Annotated in this window: 16 protein-coding genes and 1 rRNA gene; 7 read left to right on the top strand and 10 right to left on the bottom strand. The window is 41.6% G+C overall.

What is annotated here, in order from left to right; translation table 11 throughout:
• Window positions 1–90: 90 nt before the first annotated feature.
• Window positions 91–786, bottom strand: coding sequence for a DUF3306 domain-containing protein (locus AAEY99_RS13790; RefSeq protein WP_351010884.1), 696 nt, complete (start codon window positions 784–786; stop codon window positions 91–93).
• Complete coding sequence (locus AAEY99_RS13785) at window positions 783–1,250, bottom strand: DUF3305 domain-containing protein (protein ID WP_192116469.1); 468 nt, start codon at window positions 1,248–1,250, stop codon at window positions 783–785. Before AAEY99_RS13785 ends, AAEY99_RS13790 begins: the two co-directional genes overlap by 4 nt.
• A gap of 347 nt (window positions 1,251–1,597) precedes the next feature.
• On the opposite strand from AAEY99_RS13785, the gene AAEY99_RS13780 reads away from it, so the two are divergent.
• Window positions 1,598–2,452, top strand: a complete 855-nt coding sequence (locus AAEY99_RS13780; RefSeq protein WP_351010881.1) for a formate dehydrogenase accessory sulfurtransferase FdhD — start codon at window positions 1,598–1,600, stop codon at window positions 2,450–2,452.
• On the opposite strand, the gene rlmF is transcribed toward AAEY99_RS13780, so the two are convergent.
• The gene (rlmF, locus tag AAEY99_RS13775) at window positions 2,449–3,531 is read right to left on the bottom strand and encodes a 23S rRNA (adenine(1618)-N(6))-methyltransferase RlmF (RefSeq protein WP_351010879.1); all 1,083 of its coding nucleotides are present in this window, start codon (window positions 3,529–3,531) and stop codon (window positions 2,449–2,451) included. The two genes, AAEY99_RS13780 and rlmF, sit on opposite strands and share 4 nt — an antisense overlap.
• Complete coding sequence (locus AAEY99_RS13770; RefSeq protein WP_101087457.1) at window positions 3,531–3,932, bottom strand: flagellar basal body-associated protein FliL; 402 nt, start codon at window positions 3,930–3,932, stop codon at window positions 3,531–3,533. The genes rlmF and AAEY99_RS13770 overlap by 1 nt, the downstream gene beginning before the upstream one ends.
• 126 nt (window positions 3,933–4,058) lie before the next feature.
• Here AAEY99_RS13770 and AAEY99_RS13765 point away from each other — a divergent pair, with 126 nt between their 5' ends.
• Window positions 4,059–4,673, top strand: coding sequence for a chorismate--pyruvate lyase family protein (locus tag AAEY99_RS13765; protein ID WP_182744131.1), 615 nt, complete (start codon window positions 4,059–4,061; stop codon window positions 4,671–4,673).
• Between the two features lie 90 nt (window positions 4,674–4,763).
• Here AAEY99_RS13765 and AAEY99_RS13760 read toward each other — a convergent pair whose 3' ends face one another.
• From AAEY99_RS13760 to AAEY99_RS13750, 3 genes are all read right to left on the bottom strand, one after another.
• Window positions 4,764–7,610: an immune inhibitor A domain-containing protein gene (locus AAEY99_RS13760; protein ID WP_351010877.1), complete on the bottom strand. Its 2,847-nt coding sequence runs from the start codon at window positions 7,608–7,610 to the stop codon at window positions 4,764–4,766.
• The gene (locus AAEY99_RS13755) at window positions 7,610–7,927 is read right to left on the bottom strand and encodes a hypothetical protein (RefSeq protein ID WP_102036395.1); all 318 of its coding nucleotides are present in this window, start codon (window positions 7,925–7,927) and stop codon (window positions 7,610–7,612) included. Before AAEY99_RS13755 ends, AAEY99_RS13760 begins: the two co-directional genes overlap by 1 nt.
• A gap of 207 nt (window positions 7,928–8,134) precedes the next feature.
• Entirely contained in the window at window positions 8,135–8,731 is a 597-nt protein-coding gene (locus AAEY99_RS13750) for a YhgN family NAAT transporter (protein ID WP_041412685.1), read from the bottom strand.
• 317 nt (window positions 8,732–9,048) lie between these two features.
• Here AAEY99_RS13750 and AAEY99_RS13745 point away from each other — a divergent pair, with 317 nt between their 5' ends.
• The 3 genes from AAEY99_RS13745 to hemN all read left to right on the top strand — a co-directional run bounded on the left by AAEY99_RS13745 (window position 9,049) and on the right by hemN (window position 13,013).
• A complete protein-coding gene (locus AAEY99_RS13745; protein WP_242445170.1) occupies window positions 9,049–10,635 on the top strand; it encodes a ZIP family metal transporter in 1,587 nt (528 codons plus the stop codon).
• Between the two features lie 55 nt (window positions 10,636–10,690).
• Entirely contained in the window at window positions 10,691–11,440 is a 750-nt protein-coding gene (locus AAEY99_RS13740; RefSeq protein ID WP_351010875.1) for an NRDE family protein, read from the top strand.
• A 196-nt stretch (window positions 11,441–11,636) separates the two neighbouring features.
• Window positions 11,637–13,013, top strand: a complete 1,377-nt coding sequence (hemN, locus tag AAEY99_RS13735) for an oxygen-independent coproporphyrinogen III oxidase (protein ID WP_351010873.1) — start codon at window positions 11,637–11,639, stop codon at window positions 13,011–13,013.
• A gap of 73 nt (window positions 13,014–13,086) precedes the next feature.
• Here hemN and add read toward each other — a convergent pair whose 3' ends face one another.
• Window positions 13,087–14,085, bottom strand: coding sequence for an adenosine deaminase (gene add, locus AAEY99_RS13730; protein WP_351010871.1), 999 nt, complete (start codon window positions 14,083–14,085; stop codon window positions 13,087–13,089).
• 216 nt (window positions 14,086–14,301) lie between these two features.
• On the opposite strand from add, the gene AAEY99_RS13725 reads away from it, so the two are divergent.
• Together AAEY99_RS13725 and AAEY99_RS13720 are read left to right on the top strand one after the other, a co-directional pair.
• On the top strand, window positions 14,302–16,110 hold the full coding sequence (locus AAEY99_RS13725) for a DUF885 domain-containing protein (protein WP_351010869.1): 1,809 nt from the start codon (window positions 14,302–14,304) through the stop codon (window positions 16,108–16,110).
• 62 nt (window positions 16,111–16,172) lie between these two features.
• Window positions 16,173–17,147: an alpha/beta fold hydrolase gene (locus AAEY99_RS13720; RefSeq protein WP_351010868.1), complete on the top strand. Its 975-nt coding sequence runs from the start codon at window positions 16,173–16,175 to the stop codon at window positions 17,145–17,147.
• Here the strand turns inward: AAEY99_RS13720 and AAEY99_RS13715 are convergent.
• Both AAEY99_RS13715 and rrf read right to left on the bottom strand, forming a co-directional pair.
• A complete protein-coding gene (locus tag AAEY99_RS13715) occupies window positions 17,113–19,596 on the bottom strand; it encodes a putative bifunctional diguanylate cyclase/phosphodiesterase (protein ID WP_351010866.1) in 2,484 nt (827 codons plus the stop codon). The genes AAEY99_RS13720 and AAEY99_RS13715 overlap by 35 nt on opposite strands.
• Before the next feature lie 889 nt (window positions 19,597–20,485).
• A 5S ribosomal RNA gene (rrf, locus tag AAEY99_RS21815) occupies window positions 20,486–20,560 on the bottom strand; the annotation flags it as partial.

Here is a 20,560-nt window from a genome sequence, read left to right as displayed (position 1 = left end):
ATTGCACGTAATAGATTGACATTAACTTGTTCTAAATCTGTAACTAACGACTTTTATTTATGTCATATTCATCTGGTGACGGTGTCGTTATTACGCTTTCGCCTCATCACTGGCAACAGCTTGCTTTATCAGATCATCATCCTGGTAAAGCGGTTGTTCTGCTTGCGATAACGCCGCAATCGTTGTTGCATCATTATCGGCTAAATCGATTGAGTCCTCTTCGGCTATCGAGTCGGTTTCTTCGGTTTGTTCAGCTAATTCGGTTGGTACTAATTCGGTTGGTACTAATTCGTTTGATGCGAATTCAGCTGGATCGGCTATGTCAGTTTGCGCTAAGTCAGCATCAATCTCTGGCTCAGGCTTTTCTTTTTCAATGACATATCGAAACACTTTACTGGCCAACTCTGCAGATACATCCGCTGACAATAGCGGTTGATTGGTATAATCCAATGCATATTCAAGCAGCCCATCGATATGACCATATTGTGGCTGTTTCCATAATGCTCGTAGCGCAGCAGCTTTAGTCGTTGGGTCGACACTTTTGGCCATAAAGCGGGCAAAACTGCCACCTACTTCAATCGAGTTTGGGTCTGGTAATACTTCTGGCTCTGCCACCTCATCCGCATCTATAACGCTAACGTCTTCGATTGGTTCAGCTGTTAGTATGTTGAAGTCATCAGGCTTTTCTTGTGCCTGTTGCAACAACTCTTCTTGTTTAGCCTCTTCAGCAACCCGCTGACGCCTAATTTCCCAACGGTTAAGAAGACCTTCTGCTTTATCGCTCATTGCATATTTCCAGAGCGATTCGCGCTCGGCCCTTCATTTTTACGGCGGTTCACATGCTTGCGTCTATGAGCGCTGATTTCCACTTCGCCGTGACGAGTGATGAATGCCTCTATCCAACAGGCAATGGCGCTAGGCATGGGAATATTAAGCACTGGAGTATCTGATTCTAGGCAACCGGCACTCACGTGTTGGTCGGCAGAGATCATCGCAGGCACCCATGTGCCATCAATCAATTCATCGCACACAATAAAGAGTGTTGCATTATCCATATCGAGATTGATGCGATAACTACCACGTTGATCTTTGTACAATTCCAGTGGCACCAAAACAGAATTGTCTGGTTTCTGCTCTGTTGCTGGAACCATTTGATCCAGCTCCCAGCGAACAGATGTCCAGCGCCCTACTTGGGTTTGAACCTTTTTCAATGAAACATACATTGGCCAAATCGTGTCGGTGTGTTGCATGGTAATGCTTACCTCTGACATGAATATGTGTATTGAAATACACTTGATTGATTTGTTTATAACTAAAATAAGAGCAAAAATGATGCCAACTAAAAAGTAAAATTAACTTTGAACTAGATCCCGAAATCCCTCCTAAGAATAGGACAATATGTCCACAGTGCAATTTTAGGTGGGACATTAATACGCGCCAAATTCATTGAATTTGTGAAGATTTGCGCCAGATCACGCTTAGACAAGTTGTTTTCAGTTTAAGGAATAATAATTGCTATGATCATCAGGTGTTGAAGCAGGCAAACTCTGCCTATTCTTTCAATCTATGAATGACCCACTAAGAGGCTATCTCGCTTATGACTCAATCTGTTTCAGCCACATCTTTGCAGCGCAATGCAATAAAGTTTGTTAAAACCAACACGCAGGTTCCGCTCACCATTGCAGTTAAAGCCATCAACGAACAAGGCCAGGTCGTCGATAAATTTGTCGCTTGCGAACGACCATTAACCGTATATTTAAATTGGCGTCCTATCGTAACCTTAATGACATTGGGGGCTAAACCAGAGTCACTCACTATTGGCTACTTAAAAAACCAGGGGTTTATTAGCGAGTTAAGTCTATTAGAGTCGGTTATCGTTGATTGGGAAGTCAGTTCAGCGGCGGTGATAACCCAAGAGATATCTGAAGATATTGAGCAGAAATTGTCTGAAAAAACAGTGACGTCCGGTTGTGGCCAAGGCACTGTTTACGGTGGATTTTTACAAGGCTTGGATGAGATTAGTTTACCTACTCCATCACTCAAACAATCGACTATTTATGCCTTACTCGGCAATATCAATGCTTATAATGAAACCTACAAAAATGCCGGCGCTGTGCATGGTTGCGGAATATGCCAAGACGAACAAATTTTAGCATTTGTTGAAGATGTTGGCCGCCACAATGCCGTTGATACGTTGGCGGGAGATATGTGGTTAGATCAGCAAACGGGACACGATAAGATTTTCTACACTACAGGCAGATTAACATCAGAAATGGTCATCAAAGTCGCCAAAATGGGCATACCAGTATTGTTGTCACGCAGTGGCGTTACCCAAATGGGCCTAGATTTGGCCAAACAAATGGGCATTACCTTGATAGCTCGTGCTAAAGGGCGACATTTTTTGGTGTATCACGGCAGTGAAACGATTGAGTTTGATGCCACTAAAGATTAAGCACGTAATGTGGCCCATTGTTGGCGTATTGCTGGGGCTAAAAAGCTCCACGCTAAAATACGGGTCGCTTTATTACCTTGTGTCATCTCGATAGTTTTTACTTCCACAGCATTAAGCTGTTTAAGTAGTTGATAACAAGGTTTGAGATTGTCCGACTTTGACACGAGTGACGTAAACCATAGCACTTGGTTGGCATAATCATGGCTTTGCTTGATCATGTTGGCTAAGAATTTTTGCTCACCACCATCACACCATAACTCGGCTTTTTGACCGCCGAAATTAAGCGTCGGTTTAGCCTGACTAACCGCTAACTTACGCAATTGTTGACCATGTTTTTGTTGCTGGCTTTTGGCTAAATTTTTGACTTTCCGTAATGAACCTTCGGAAGCTTCAGCGAGTGAGCGATGAAACGGCGGATTACACAAGGTGACATCAAACCGTTCATCTGCAGCGATAATATTCTTAAATATATGCTCGGGTTGCGGCTGTAACCTTAACTGTAAGTGAGTGGCAATCTGGGCATTTTGCTGGGCAATTTTAGCGACATTGTCGATAGAGACAGGATCAATATCCGATGCCACAAATTGCCAACCGTAGGCTTGAATACCCAGTAACGGGTAAATACCATTTGCTCCCGTGCCGATATCTAACCCTCGAATACCAGCTCCTTTAACCACGTTGCCATTAACCGATAATAAATCAGCAATGTAATGCAAGTAGTCCACTCGCCCAGGGACTGGCGGGCACAAATATCCTTCAGGAATGTCCCAACCGTTAATGTGATATTCGCTCAACAATAATGCTGCATTGAGGCTTTTTACCGCTTTTGGGTCAGCAAAATCAATGGAAGGATTACCATAAGGATTTGGTCGAACAAAAGCGGCTAGTGCTGGCATAGCAACGATCAATGCAGCAAAGTCATAACCCTGTAGATGGGCATTACGCGGATGCAATGATTTTGATAACACTGGCTTGTTAGGCTTCACAGAAACAGGATTAACCTTGGTAGCGGATCGGCTTGGCGAGCGCTTAGCTGCATTATGCTTGGCTCGCATCGGAGGAGTCGTTGAACGGGTCATTAATCGTATAAATATTTAGTAAATAATAAGTTAACCACAATAGAGCGACCGACTTCTTGTTCCATAAGGCGGTTGACTGTCTCATAGCATTCACGGCGGATCTCTTCACGACCAGATAAGGATTTAACCTTTTCTTCTGACTGATTACCCAAAATTTCAACAATGGCCGAGCGTAATAAAGGATCATGATGTTCTAAGCTCATTAAATCGTTCGGATCTTTTACCATCAATTCGACACTGATTTTAACAAAACCTAACTTTTTACGGTTAGAAATATAGTTAGTCACAATATCTGGCTCAAAACCGTAATAAGCATAATCTTCGAGGGCTGGTTCATCAGCGGCATGGACATTAAATGCGAAACAACACAGCATAACTAACGTTGAAACCAATTTTTTCATAGTGAGAGACACCCTTTCAATGTGGAACGTTAATTAAATAAGCCATCGTGCCCACTCCCTAAGAGTGTTTGCTCATCTTTGACATGATAGACTACTGCCGTTGAGATATATTGTAACGAGTTTTAGATGAACGTGACCAGTATTAGCTTTCCTTATGGTGAATCAATTCATTGGTTTTCGCCACAAAAGATCGATTCATTGCCTCATAGCCAACTTAAAGAGTGGCTATTAGCAACCGGAAGTTTGACCCAGCGCCTCAAGACACACTGCAAACACTTTGAAGTGAAAGTGTTAGGCGAGCATTTACTTGAGCCTCTAGCAGATGAATTTCCTGCTCAAACTAACCCTGTTTGGGTCCGCGAAGTATTATTGTGTCTTGACGGCACCCCTTGGGTATTTGCCCGCACACTGATCCCACAGACTATTTTAGGCACTCAATCCCCTAATAATCAAAATGCTGATGATAAACAGATTCGCAATCAACAGAATGATTTTACTCGCCTTGGCACCCGACCTTTAGGTGAGTTATTGTTTAATAGCCCAGACATTACTCCCGGCAATATTGAAGTCGCTCAGTTTGAAACCTGTGGCCGTTTAGCAGCACTAGCCACCAGCTTAAATCAACAGGTTAACAGTAGTTTATGGGGGCGTAGACGTTACTTTAACTTGCACGGTTCACAGCTTATTGTCAGCGAAATATTTCTGCCTGCGGCTGTCGAGTATATCAATCAAAGCACTTAAGGTTAATGCTACTCAGCATCTTGTAAACCTAACTCAGTAATCAAAATAAAAAACGCCCTTATGGGCGTTTCTGTTGTTTGCTACGAGAGATTAAACTCGTTTGCGCTGATAGCCCAATAGACCGAGCATTAATACACTTAACCACCCCAAACTACCACCGCTACTACCACTATCTGTTGTGGTTGTGGTTGGGGTTGGGGTAGTCACTGCCACTATTGGCGACGATACTGTGATTGTTTGACTGGCTGTCGACTCGTTACCCTGAGAATCTGTGGTCTTTAAGGTAATAGTATAACTGCCAGCGGCTGTATAGGTATGACTTGGGTTTTGAGCGGTACTAGTATTGCTATCGCCAAAATTCCATTGATAAGTCAAGTTACCAAAACCTTGGCTGGAGGTGTTTGTCAGAGCCACAGTTAAGTTCGTCGGTAATAAAGTAAAAGCAGCTATTGGCAGAATAACCACTCGGACGACTTCAGTTGCTGTCACGGTATTACCCGCGCCATCGGTAACAATAACACTGACGTTATAATCACCCGATGTGGAATAAGTATAGCTAGGGGCAGTATCGGTACTGGTGGCATTATTCACGCCAAACGACCATGTATAAGTGTAATCAGTGCCGCCACTCACGACCACATTAAAACTAACATCTGCACCGGTTGCTTGTGCATTAATGTCGGCGACAAGTGTCACCGGTGGTAGCACGCTGCTGTCAGACAAAGCAAATTCAACGGTTGCAGTACTGCTGTCTGTTGCTTGCTCTGTGACTTGCATGGTTAGGCCTAACTCAGGCAATATCAGCCCAGCCTGTGGTTTTAGCGGCGCGCTGTAATCACGATTGTCGTCAAATAGCGGCTCGGCGGCTAAGTGGCTATCACCACTGTATGAACTTTGAGCAAATAAGCTAAATGCTGCATCGCGAATTTGCACATCAGTAGATTGACTGCCAATCAAATTTTGGTCTGCATCGACCACGCCAATTAACCCTTTTCCAGGATGTTCTGACACATTGTTATCGGTTTGATTAAAGTTTTCTAACCATAACAGCACACCGGGTTCGTATTTGTCATAAACCAGCCCAGCGTCTACACCTTGGTGGCTGCGTAATTGCACAATGTAACGTCTCGCTTTACCAGCAAGACTGTCTTCAATTCGGCTAAAACCGGATAGCGTTGCAATGCCGCTTGATTCGGCGCCATCGATATAAAATGCCGTGCCTTGATTAGTTAATTGAATATCATCAATCGCCATACCATAATCACCAACGGCCTCATCGGTTTTATAGACCACGCTGATTTGCACATCACGACCGGCATATGCACTCAAATCAAATATTAGATCAACCCAGGCATCGCTTCCATAAGCGGTACTAATGTCGCTCGATTTACCGCTAATAGAGTGTTTTACCGTAGGGTAAATTGAATTTGTACTATTTGTGTAGTTACCTTCTATAGCAACGCTATCAACCAACACCTGCACATAATCATAATCGTCTTCAATATCCCAATGGGCTTGAAATGATAATGCTAATGGCGTATCTAATGGTAAGGTCACATCAAATGACATGGCATTATTGATCATATTACCCTGACCCGAATAATACTGATATTGACCCGTTAGTGGTGCTTTAAAAGCAACAGCCTCAGCGGGTAGTGCTATAGATAGCTGGTTTACGGCATCAGTATTGACGGCATGGTTAAGTTGCACAGCGGTACCGCTACTGGTTAAATCGGCCAGAGATATATGCTGCTCATTAACCCACTTACCCTTGTATTTTTGCTGTAAGAAAGATTTTGCATACGGGCTAAATCCACTTGGTTGAGCACCAGCAATGCTACCCGTCCAGCTACCGCCAGACATCAACGACCAAGCACCTACAGGTGAACCATCACCACTATTAGTGGTGTCGTACTCATCTGGTAAGCCTAAGTCATGACCAAACTCGTGGGTGCATACTCCAGCCGCTGCATCGATTGGCTGCACGGTGTAACCGAATACCTTAAGGGAGCGACCAGGAATAATATAACCATTGGTATTTGAATCGACATAAAAACGATGCGACCAAATGGCATCCTCACCCAATACTCCACCACCAGCTTCTTCACCGATGCTTGAATGAAACAGCATCACGTGATCGATAATACCGTCTGCTTCATCATAATTACCGTCGCCATCGATATCGAAAGGGTCTTCAATATCATAGCTTTCAAGTTCAGTATCACTCATACCGCTTACTGCTTTGGTGACGGCTTCTTTTACTAGCTCAGGTACTGCCTTGTCATTTTCATCAACATCATTACCACCGTAATAAGCGGCATTGTTGTCTGCGGTTACCCAGTCTTGCACTTGGCCAGTAAAATAAAAGCTATTACCCGACACCGCCTGAAAATACTGATAAGCCGATTGCAGGGTTTGATTACTTGGGCCTGTAAAACCGGTTTTTGAAAATAGCAGTTGCTGATAATGTGATGTTGGGTAGCTGCTGTAATACATGTCCGTATCACCTACGTTAAGCTGGTTAGCATCATGAGGTAAATCAGGAAAGTCTACCAATACAGCTAACACCTTTACCGTTTTAGTAATATCTTGATCGGCTAAAACTTTGTTATTTGCTGCGGCATATTGAACACTTTTAGTGTTTTTTTGCGCTGAGCGTTTAATGCGTAATTGTTCCGCTTTTACTTCAATGGCAGCAGGTTTAAAAGTCGCATTTCGACCACGGCTTACAAAAGCATCTACAGCAGCTTGTTTTTCAGCTTCGCTGGCATCAGCACTCACTTCGCCGCGTTTAATTAACCAATACAATACTTGTTGTTCATTAATTAGCCCTGCATCTGCAGGTGTACCTGTTTGTGGAGCAGCAACAGCCATGCTGCTACATGCAAGCAATAAAGATGAAACGGCTAACCCTTGATATTTAGTCAACTTACTCATTACGACTTACCTGTATTTGGTGTTGGTTTATGGCATTTTTCAAATGCTTTTTGGCGTTTAGTTATATAATCAGCAACAATTTTATCTATTTGTGCTTGATCCATGTCCGCGGTGATGAGCCCTTTCTTGCGCAAATTTTCAGTTAATTTGGTGCGATCACGTAAAGGTGGCATCGCACTCGGACCACAATCTTTAATTAATGGTTTGGTTACCACTACAGTGGCTGCTTGTTCGTCTACCTTTGATGCTGCTGACTGATTTTGACACCCTTGCAAGGTCATAAAAACAAGCCCCAACATGACGATAATATATTTCATAATTCACCCCAAACAATAATTACATGACATTAACAGTTGCAACCACAGGGTTACAATTAAATTAGACATTCTTTAATGTAAATAAATCTGTTCGATTAAAAATTAATACAAATGGCTATTAACCCAGCGTCAAAAAGCAGTAAGCCGACTCGGTTAAGTCGGCTTACTGCAGTTACTTAGCGCAATGCTTATCTATAACAATTTAGCTTAATTCACCGTGGAGTTGATATAATTTGATATTCCATCCAGTAACATTTGTACTGATATCATCACCAATACCATCCCCATGAGTCGCTCTACCGCGATTAAGCCTTTCTCACCAAGGATACGAGTAAACAACTTATAGAACATTAAAATAACGGCACTCATCCCCCATGCTGAGACCAACGCAATAGTCCAATCAGTCATGCGGCTGCTATCTGTGTGCGCCAATAGGATCAATGCCGCTAAAATAGAAGGACCAGCCATTAGCGGGATAGCCATCGGAACAATAAAAGGCTCTTCACCAGCAGCTAATCCAGCCACGCCCCCCGGCGAAGGGAAGATCATTTTAATCGCGATTAAAAATAAGATAATGCCGCCCGCAATGCTAACGGATTCAGAACGTAAGTTCAGAAAGTTAAGAATAGCTTCACCAGCATACAAAAACGACAACATGATAACCAACGCAAACAGCAGTTCGCGGATTAAGACTTTACGGCGTTTTTTGGGATCAATATGCCGCAGTATGGAAGCGAATATAGGTAAATTACCCAGCGGATCCATAATCAAGAACAACATGACGGCTGCAGAAAAAATATCCATGGACAACAATCTTTTAATTAACAAAATATGGGCTACATTGTATACCCAACGCAGTAACATAAGCGATGAAAACAGCCAGTTTATTGATGATTACAAAGCGTTAGTTGTTAATAATAGTGAATAATGCCTCATCAAAAATAGCCACATACGCTTGCCAAAGTGATGACCCGAAAAAGGTTTTTGGCTTTAACGTCAATGACTAGATCTGCATTCTCTATAGGTTCTAAGTAAATTTTTCAGCTTGAGATATTCACACGCTACAATACTGGTTTAAAATGGTATACTGCGTTGTTTTTTTCGATTTATTTCTGGATAACATGCTCTATCTAATCGCTAGCTGTATTGCACTGCTGTTTGGGCCACTTTTTTATCGCTTCTTTTCATCAGGTAGCGGATTACAAAAAGGCCTAGATGGATTTATATTCGTCTCCCTTGGCGGATTGGTGCTCATTCATATTTTGCCAGAACTGTTGGAGCATGGTGGGTTTATCACGCTATTGTTTGTCATGCTTGGCGTTTGGGGCCCGACAGCCAGTGAAAAACTGTTTCATCGATATTCAGAAATCACCCACAACATCACCCTCACACTCGGCATTGGCGGACTATTACTGCACACCATTACAGACGGTGGAGCGATGGTATTGGCACAACAAGAGGGCAATTCGACACTTCTAGCCTTAGGCGTGATCATGCACCGTCTACCTGTTGGCGTCGCTATTTGGTGGTTACTCAAACCTCAAGTCGGCACTCGATGGGCCAGCGCCGTTTTAGCTGCAATGATGGTATTAACCAGCGTCGGCTACTTTGCTGGCGAACATTTGTTAACTCAATTAAGTCTTGAAAACACGGTTTACTTGCAAGCCTTTGTTACCGGTTCTATTTTACACGTGGTATTACATCAACCTCATGGTCATCAACAAGAAGACAAGCAAGGTCAATATCAATACCAAGCAGGCATTGGCAGCCTATTAGGTTTAGGGTTATTAGCCCTACTGCTATTGATGGATACTGGTGGCCATGAACACGCTCATAAAGACCATGGTTCAGAGCAATTCGTTAGTTGGTTGCTGACTATTTCTCCTATCTTATTAGGCAGTTATTTTATCGCCACCGCTAGGTTTGCTGCTGGATTACGCCCATCTCATCCTTCCCTAGGGTTACGTTGGTTGCAGCGTCTAGCGGGTCCTGAAGCATTGTTAATTACCTTATTACTATTGGGCCCTTGGTTTGCGCTTTACCAAATATTGGGGCTATTAGCTATTGGGGCACTAATGACGCTGACAAAAGTTGATATAACAGATCCGCACCCAACACTTTCTGAGTCACCTTGGCGCTTTGGCTTTAGCCAATTAGTCGACCGAAGTGCCCCCTGGATTATCCTTAGCTTAGTATTAGCAAACCTAATAGGTCATCCCTCTGTTCCGCTTGAGAACCCCGCATTACAGGTATTTATTTTGCTATTAGTCTTTTTACCGATGCGTTTTTGTAATTTAGGCACGGTAATTTTGGCGCTTGCCTTGGCTTACAGTGGTTGGAGCCAAATTGCAGTGGCATTTACTTTACTCGCTGCGCCGGTACTCAGCATCGGCCAGTTGAAGTTAATGAATTGGAAACAAGGACTCATGTTAGGCGGGATTTTACTGGTAGGATTAATGGTGGCAGATCAACTCACTCTGAGCTCATCATTAACATTACAGTTACCTGAGGCGGCCAATATACTTGGTCTAGTGGCAATCGTTTTATTGTTTGGCGCCAGCTTATTGCGACTTGGACCTCGAAAATTTTTAAGCCGTTTGATGATCAACCTAAAATCAGCACCACATAGCCATGACCACGGCCATCATTCAGACACCAAAGCTGCACATCATCACGAGTCAGCTTCGACACATAAGCATCATCATTAATCATAATCGATTTATTAGGTTATGATGGCGGTGTCGATACTTTTAAGGGGCAGTCATGTGTATTTTATTTATTGCCATTGAGGCGCATCCAGATTACCCCTTAATTGTCTGTGCTAACCGCGATGAATTTCATCACAGAGCAACCGAACCCGCCTATCGTTGGGCAACAACACCAATCATTATCGCAGGGCAAGATAAACAAGCCGGCGGTACTTGGTTAGGAATTAATGAACAGGGTCAATTTGCTGGGCTAACCAATATTCGAGCAATCGAACAGCAAGATGGCGTTCGCAGTCGTGGAGAGTTAGTCGTTGACGCGCTAACCAAACAACACATCAATAGCCAATGGTTAACTGAACACTCGATAAACTACAATCCGTTTAATTTAGTCTTCGAACAGCACAATCAACTCCATTGCTTTAACAGTAAAACCTTAACGACCACTTTGCTTAAGCCTGGTTTTCATGCTGTGAGTAACGGTGCGCTGGATGATATATGGCCTAAAATGGCTAAAGGTCAGCAACAGCTACAAAGCTATATCAAACAAATGCAATCACCTTGCATAGACCAATTACTCAATATCATGCGCGATACTTCTCAACCCAAGGATCAAGATTTACCTCAAACAGGCATTAGTCTTGAGTGGGAACGACGTCTATCATCTATTTTTATCGAACATGAAGAATACGGCACTCGTTCAACGAGCATTGTGTTGAAACACCGCAGCGGTAAAGTACAACTTACTGAAGTGAGATACGATGGTAAGGCGCGCAATTTAGGCTCTCAACGTTTTAACCTTGGCTAGAAACCAGCCTTACTTAAATAATCGCCAAACACAAACTGTGACCTGCTGCACAGTCTGGTCATTATTTCATATCAGCTATCGCTAAACCTCACTAATCACCATAGGCAACATTCATTTTTACAACCTAGATCAAGGTTATTTGATCACGAACATTGCATACTTCGCCTGTTGCTAATTTACTCCCGGAGGACACGCCTTGAAGCAGCCCACTCAGATTAGTTGGGATCAGTCGATGATCGAAAAGTACAATTACAGCGGTCCCCGTTATACTTCTTACCCGACCGCACTAGAGTTTGACGATGCCTTTACTGAGCAAAATCTACTGACATCTATTAAAAACAGTAAGTCAGACAAACTGTCGCTATATGTGCATATTCCTTTTTGCGCCAAGCTTTGCTACTACTGTGGTTGTAATAAAATTATTACTCGCCATGCTCATAAAGCAGATCAATACATTGAATATCTGGCCACTGAAATTATTAAGCGCGCTCCATTATTCAAAAATTACACTGTAACCCAAATGCATTGGGGTGGCGGAACACCGACATTTTTAAGCCCTGAACAAATTCTTAAACTGACCGCACTAATTAAACAACACTTTAATTTTGCTGACGTGGGTGAATACTCAATTGAAGTTGACCCGCGAGAGATAGAACTCAACATGTTAGACACTTTAAAAGAAGCTGGGTTTAACCGGGTCTCTATTGGTGTTCAAGACTTTAATAAAGAAGTACAAATTGCCGTTAACCGTGAGCAAGATGAACAATTTATTTTCGACTTAATTGCCAGAGCTAAAGAACTCGGTTTCGTGTCCACTAACGTTGATTTAATTTACGGTTTACCGCTGCAAACGCCAGAAACGTTTGCAAAAACCATTGCACGCATTATTGAGCTATCGCCTGATCGTCTATCTGTCTTTAACTATGCACATTTACCATCGCGTTTTGCTGCACAACGTAAAATTAAAGAACATGATATGCCTGCTCCACAACAGAAATTAGATATGCTTCGCCAAACGATAGAATCGTTAACAGATGCGGGTTATCAATTTATTGGTATGGACCATTTTGCCAAACCCAATGATGAGTTGGCAAAGTTACAAAATGCCGGCAAATTACATCGTAATTTCCAAGGGTACACCACCCAAGAAGAATGTGACTTGCTTGGGTTAGGGGTATCATCTATCAGCCAAATTGGCGACTGCTATGCCCAAAATCAAAAAGATATTCGTCCATACTACGAATCTATTGATGCTAATGGTCATGCATTATGGAAAGGCTGTAGCTTAAATCATGATGATGAAATTCGTCGCGCGGTCATTAAACAGATTATCTGTCATTTTGATTTAGACATGGATAAAATTGAACAAAAGTTTGCTATTAACTTTGATGAATATTTTGCTGAAGATCTAAAACTGTTGCAAACATTCATTAATGATAAATTGGTTGATATCACAGACCGCAAACTTACCGTTAGCACGACCGGTCGTCTACTTATTCGAAATATCTGTATGTGCTTTGATGTATATTATCGTCAAAAAGCTCGTCAGCAACAGTTTTCAAGGGTTATTTAACTCACTGTTTATGCAAAGTAGAATACAAAAATAGCCAGCATTTGCTGGCTATTTTTTTACTCACATTCGCCATTTACTTCGCTTTTTTAGCGTATAACGCTTTGCGGTCACTGTCAGACATAAAGGCCATTTCAACCCCATTACGTTGCAATGTCGCCAGCTGACTATCACTGAAACCCATTTCAGATTTAACCACACGATATTCATGAGCGATATCAATAGCACTCACTCCTGGGTCATCGGTATTAAGACCAATTAATACACCAGCATCCATAAATTTACGCAGTGGATGAGCATCGTAATCTTGAACGGTAGACGTATGTAAGTTGCTAGTTGGACATGATTCAATTCCAATACGATGCTTGGCCAAATACTCCATCAACTTCGGATCATGAATCGCATTCACGCCATGCCCAATTCGGGTTGCACCCAGTACGTTAATGGCTTGCCACATACTTTCAGCACCCGCGGCTTCACCAGCATGGGCGGTAACTTGTAGCCCTGCATCTCGAACACGCTTAAAGTGCTCAGTAAACAAATCGCCTGGGAAACCAAGTTCATCGCCGGCTAAGTCCATCGCCACAATGCTGTCACGATGGGCAAGTATGCCTTCAAGTTCTAAGCGGCATTTTTCTTGTCCAAAAGAACGCGACATAATACCAATGAGGTTAACGCTAATATCCTGCTCTTTTACACCTGCACGTACACCATCGATAACGGCTTCAACGACACCTTCAATGGGCAGATTATGATTCATCGCCATGTAATAAGGGCTAAAGCGCAATTCAGCGTAATCTAACCCTTGCGATGCTGCATCAATAACATTTTCATAAGCAACACGCTTTACAGCATCTAGATCAGCTAATACCGCGACCATCCAATCTAGTTTCTTCAAAAAATCGACTAGGTTGTTCTCTTTCCCTTGGATTTGCACAAATGGCGCAAGCTCTTCTAGCGAATTAGCGGGTAACTGAATACCGTGTTGGTGGCCTAATTCCCAAATAGTTTTTACATTAACATTACCGTCTAAATGTCGATGCAAATCAACCAACGGAATGGTTTTATCTATCATAATTAACCCCTATAAACTTACCCTGCCATTAGTTTAATTTTGTCGGTCAGAGAATCGTATTCAGTTTAACATGTATTTATACAAATTCTGATGGCCAATGTTTTTTTCTGGAATCTACCACACTAAAAAGCAAACGCTAATTTGGAATGTGTTTTTTATACTTAAATCGGGCATACTCTAATGCTAACAAACAGATTAAACCATAAAGGACTATAGATGCGCTTGCTGATCCTACCTGCACTGATAATGTTAAGTTTATTGGGTTGTAGTAGCTATTCAACCACGACTCAGGTTGATACCCCAATCACTGGCCAACAAACGCAGATAGATAGAGATTTACAAGCAATTATAGACCAGAGTTGGGCGGTTAATTTAGCTTACTCACCGGAGTTAGCCGCCAGTTTAGGAGATGCATCAGTAGCTGCAAAGCTTGACGATTTATCTGCAGAAACATTAGCAGAAAAGAACCAACAGACGCTCAAAATTCTCCATACACTTAAGCAGCTTGACCGGAAAAACTTATCCAAATCAGATGTCATCAATGCTAAGATTTTGCAAGACCAGCTACAAAACGAAGTCGACATGTATCGGTTTCATGACCACTATTTACCGATAACAGCTGAAAGTGGTTTTCATGCTTATATTGCGTCTATTGCTAAAGCTCGCTTCAATAGTATTGAAGATTATCAGCACTATTTAGCTAAACTTAAGCAATTACCACGCTATTTCGCCCAACAAACATATTGGCTCAAACAAGGCTTAGCCAGCGGTATTACCCCAGCAAAAATCACCCTGAATGGGTTCGAAGACAGTATTAGCGCGTTTATTGTTCCGGTTGAGAGCAGCGGCTACTTTACTCCGTTTACCCACTATCCTGACCATTTTAGCGCAGCAGAAAAAAATATGCTGACCCAGCAAGGTAGAACAATCGTAGAACAAATCGTGCTTCCTCTGTACCAACAGTTTTATGATTTCATGACTGAGGAGTATATTCCCAACGCACGAATAGACATCGCGGCTTCGGCTTTACCAGATGGCGCTGCGTTTTATCAAAACAGAGTTGAGTATTACACCACGCTGCCGATGACAGCTGAACAAGTCCATCAACTTGGATTACAAGAAGTTGCTCGTATAAGATCAGAAATGGAGCAGGTAATTAAAGATGTTGGCTTTAAAGGCAGTTTTGCTGATTTTTTAATGTTTTTACGCACGGATCCACAGTTTTATCCTAAAAACGCTGATGAGTTACTTAAAGAAGCAGCATTTATTGCCAAAAAAGCAGATGCCATGTTGCCTAAGTATTTCGGCAAATTACCGCGCACACCTTATGGTATTGCACCGGTACCTGCTGAAATTGCGCCTAAATACACCACAGGGCGCTACTCGGGTTCAAACCGTGACGACGAGCCTGGCTATTATTGGGTAAACACCTACGCCTTAGACAAGCGACCACTCTATGAGCTTGAAGCTCTAACCCTACACGAAGCAGTGCCTGGGCACCATTTACAAATATCACTCAATAAAGAACTCACTGACTTACCTAATTTTAGACGTTACAGTTACATCTCTGCATTTGGTGAGGGTTGGGGCTTATATTCAGAATATTTAGGCTTAGAAGCTGGGTTTTATCAAGACCCATACAGTAACTTTGGCCGGCTAACCTATGAGATGTGGCGTGCGGCGCGTTTAGTCGTCGACACCGGCATGCATGCTAAAGGTTGGAACCGCCAACAAGCGATAGACTTTATGGCCGGTAATACTGCACTTTCAATGCACAACGTTACCACTGAAATAGATCGCTATATTTCCTGGCCAGGCCAAGCGTTGTCATACAAAATTGGTGAATTAACCATAAAACGGTTACGGGCTAAGGCTGAAAAGGCATTAGGAAAAAACTTTGATATCCGAAAGTTTCATGATGCCATTTTAGAAAATGGTTCTATCCCAATGTCGGTATTAGAGCAAATGGTTGATGAGTTTATTGCTCGCCAAAAGGCGATAATAAAACAAGCAAGTACCGGATAATCAGACAGATAAATACATCGAACACACAATACTTTAGATATAAATGAGCTGGCTTAATAACTATGCATTACATGAAATTTTCATCAGAACTAAAGCTCGATACCAGTGAGCAACGACACTTTTGGCAACAAGTACACCAATCGAGTTTCTGTACTGATGACGGTATAAATATTGCCTATGCGATGATCCAACATCCAAACAATCAGCGCGCAATCGTGATAAGCAATGGCAGAGTTGAATCCTATATAAAATATCAAGAATTGATGTTTGATTTATACCAACAAGGATTTAGCGTTTACGCTTTAGATCATCGAGGACAAGGGTTATCAGACCGGCTGACACACAATCCACATCAGGGTTATGTTGCCAACTTTACCGATTACACTGAGGATTTAACTCAATTTATTGAGCAGGTCGTACGCCAACAACAGCATGATGAGCTATTTATCATCGCTCACTCAATGGGATGCACCATTGCCAGCGATTACATTAATCAACACCCAAATACGTTTACGGCAGCAGTCTTCTCTGCTCCAATGTTTGGTATTCGATTACCGTTTACAAAACCCATCATTCGGTGGCTAGCACAAAAGCTTGATACTAATCGTCTGGAAGCAAATAAAGTACACAGTACATTTGTAATAGGGGGAACTCATTACAAACCAGACAGCTTTAAACGCAACCGACTCACTCATAGCCAACAACGCTATAAGCACTATCGCAACATCTTTGAAGAAACCACTAAAGCACAGTTAGGCTCACCGACTAACCATTGGTTACTAGAGGCAATGGATGCAGCGGAGAAATGCATCGACTACGCTAAGCACAGCCAAACTCCGATACTAATTTTGCAAGCTGAAAGAGACACTATTGTCTGCAATGAGGCGCAAAACTTAGCACTAAGTACTCATTGCCATAAAGTCATTATTGAAGGCGCATATCACGAAGTGTTCATCGAAAAAGATAACATGCGTAATATCGCCCTATCTCATACCATTGACTTTATTGCACAACACTCAAAGATAACTGTGTCTTAATTAATTGAATAATGTCGTCATGTGCTAATGGGCGGCTGATAATATAGCCTTGAAACCAAGTACATTTTGCATGGGTCAGTAAATTGAGTTGCTGCTTATTCTCGACTTGTTTAGCCACTACAGGGAAGTTTAACTTAGTGGCAAACTCAACAATGGCATTCACTATGTTAAAGGTTTCAGGGTTATATTCTATGTCCTCAATATAAACAGCTGCTAACTTCACTTGTGAAAAACGAATACCTTGTAATAAATGGACCGCGCAAGAACCTCCACCAAAATTATCCATCGCAATGTTGACACCAAATCGTTGTAACTCAGCTATTTTATTTCTGGCAACATTAGCGTTCACCACGAATACATCTTCAGATAATTCGAACTGAAACAATGCAGGAGAGACATGTGCTGCATTGATTCGGTTCATCACTACGTTTACAAAATGATCTTGATGAAAGTGACGTGAAGATACATTTAATGACATTAAAGGAACTGTCGCATTTGCCTGTTGCAGTGTTTGAATAAGTTCACAGACTTGATCTAATGCCCACAGCTCTAATTCAAAGATACAATCAGACAGTTCAGCTGACGCAATAAACTTACGCGGGCTAATATATCCGTACTGTGGGTGATACCAACGCATTAGTACTTCAATGCTATTGAGCTGCCCGGCCTGATCAACAACGGGTTGATAAACCAATGACATCTGCTTGTTCTGGATAGCAAGTTTCAACTCGTTTTGTAATTTGAATGGTTGCACTTGATTCTGGTCTAATTCCGGTTGATAAATAGCGCAACCATTAGAGCGACTATCTTTTGCTTGCTCCAGAGCGCTATCTGCACGGGCCAATAATATTTGAGGTTCTAATGACTCAATACCATCAAAAACAACTAATCCGATCCGAGCTGAAATTGATAAGTTTTGATCTGAAATGGTGTAACCGCGGCCAATTAACTGCCTCACTTCACTTGCCAATGCTAATGCACGTTTACTTGCTTGATCAATTTCATTACCAAAATTTTTGGCTAGAATAACGAACTCGTCCGCGCCAAGTCGAGCAACCAAACCAGCACTAGAAAATGTGCCAGATAAGCGGGCTGCTATCTGCATTAATAATCTATCACCAAGTTGATGACCCAAAGCATCATTAATTAATTTGAAATTATCTAAATTAATCATAAGCAGTGCAGAAAACTGACCAGTCTTGCGGCTAAGAACCTGTAAATCATAGAGCTGATCGGCTAATACATCACGATTAATTAAATCCGTAAGACCACTATGACCCTGTTTATCGGTTGTAATATGTTGGCTTTTTACATCACCAGAAACATCTGTTATTGTGCCGATAATTCGTAATGGCCGTCCTAATTCATCCCACTCAACTATTTTGCCACGATCTAGAATCCAAATATATCGTCCATCTTTATGACGTAAACGATGCACACTTTCATAATATTCATGTTGATTACTGATGTAATTCTGTAAGGTATTTAATACCTGCGCCTTATCATCACGATGTAAACGCGACTCCCAAACAGAATAATCATTATCGAGCTCATAAGGTTGATAACCTAGGATGTCTTTCCAACGATCAGAAACAAACACATCGCCAGTAGCAATACACCAATCCCAAATACCATTACGAGCACCCTCAACCACAAAAAGCCAACGTTGCTCTGCATCATTGAGGCGTTTTTTACTGCGAGATAACCGGCCATTAACCTGATTCAAATAATCGCGTAAGTTAACTAGTTCGGTCGATGTGCACACGATATCAGTATTGAAATCAGGAGAGTCGAGGTTTTTAGCGGCTTGGCTTAATTGAGTTAACGGTCTAATCAGTAAATAATGCAACATGACACAGAATAAAGACAACAATAGAGCACCAATCCCCCATATCTCTATAAAGCGCTTTAACAGACTATCAACCGCTTCTGATAAAATATTGGCAATGTCATATTCTAGATAAATAAGCTCTACAGAATTTGAATAACTATAACGAGAATTAGCATTAAGAGGATAGTAAGCCTGAATCGATAAACGGTCCAAATTCACCTTTAAATAAGGTTTATTATTGGTGATAACAATTCTATGTAAATCAGCAGAATAACCTTCTAGCACGTTAGTGGCATTACTTTCTCGCCAAATAATATGATTAGCGAATTGAATTTCACTACTCGAATCAAGTATCACATACACCATCATGTTTTGATCTGTTGAAACTAAAGCAACCTCCTGCTCTATTCGTTCTAAATCATGCGTCAACAGCGATGATTCAACGACATGCCGCATTCGAAATAAATCTTTCTGTATTTGCTCTGACTGTCTTAATGCAAGCTGATCATTTAGCTCTGCATGCTCATAGAAATACTCCCCACATACCAAGCCAAGGTAAAGGATAAAGATACATGCAGGAACAAGTAGAGACAGAGAAAGTTTTGGCAACCGAGGCAAAATAGACCCACCCAATTAAATATATGAAGATATGCTAGCGGTAATCTTATCAATAAGTAAAGAAATAGTTATGAATCCTAATAGCATATACGACATAAAAACTTTTTATTTATTAAACACTTTAAATAGATCTACACACTTTAACTTGTTTAACGGATAAGTGTTATTTTATTTACACAGATGAAGTATGGCACACAGCTCAAACCACTAGCATATTATCAATAAGGTTAAAGTGGTAGGAATATACAGCAGACGAAATCAACTTATGTTAACAATAGATTATATCAATTTTCAGATACCGAAATTTGGTTTCAAGATTAATAATTGCTCGCAAAAAAAAACAATAAAGCCTTATACCTACTACATATCATGTAAAAAATGATGATATCTTCACCAATATTTTACATTGTCACCATGAATTAGCAGTAATGACTCTAGTTAAAAAAATTAGCATCTTGTTTACTGAAGTAAATATTGTTAAAGACCTGCATGTCAGTAAATGGCAGAAGTAAAAATACTTGATTATCACGCCAGGTCACGACTCTTTCAAGTCAATTAGGCGCCTGGAAATGACCTACTCTTGATTATCCCCGAAGGTGACGCATGGGTATATCGTCTGCACTATGATGGATGCTATCAACCACCGTACTCTCAAATTTTGAACTAAAAAAACCCGCTATATGATCGCGGGCTGTTTCGCGACTCTCTAAAGTCAATTAGGCGCCTGGAAATGACCTACTCTTTTATCCCCGAAGGGGACGCATGGGCATATTCGACAAACTGCTGTCATGTTTTGGCCAAAAACAAACTCTACACTATAAATTATAGACGTAAAAAAGCCCGTTACGTTAGTAACGGGCTTATCACTACTCTTTCGAGTAAATTTAGCGCCTGGAAATGACCTACTCTCGCATGGGGAGACCCCAAACTACCATCGGCGATACTGTGTTTCACTTCTGAGTTC

It is taken from the genome of Shewanella sp. S1-58-MNA-CIBAN-0166 (assembly GCF_040310085.1).
GTDB lineage: Bacteria > Pseudomonadota > Gammaproteobacteria > Enterobacterales > Shewanellaceae > Shewanella.
This window is presented reverse-complemented; position numbering and strand designations above follow the sequence as displayed.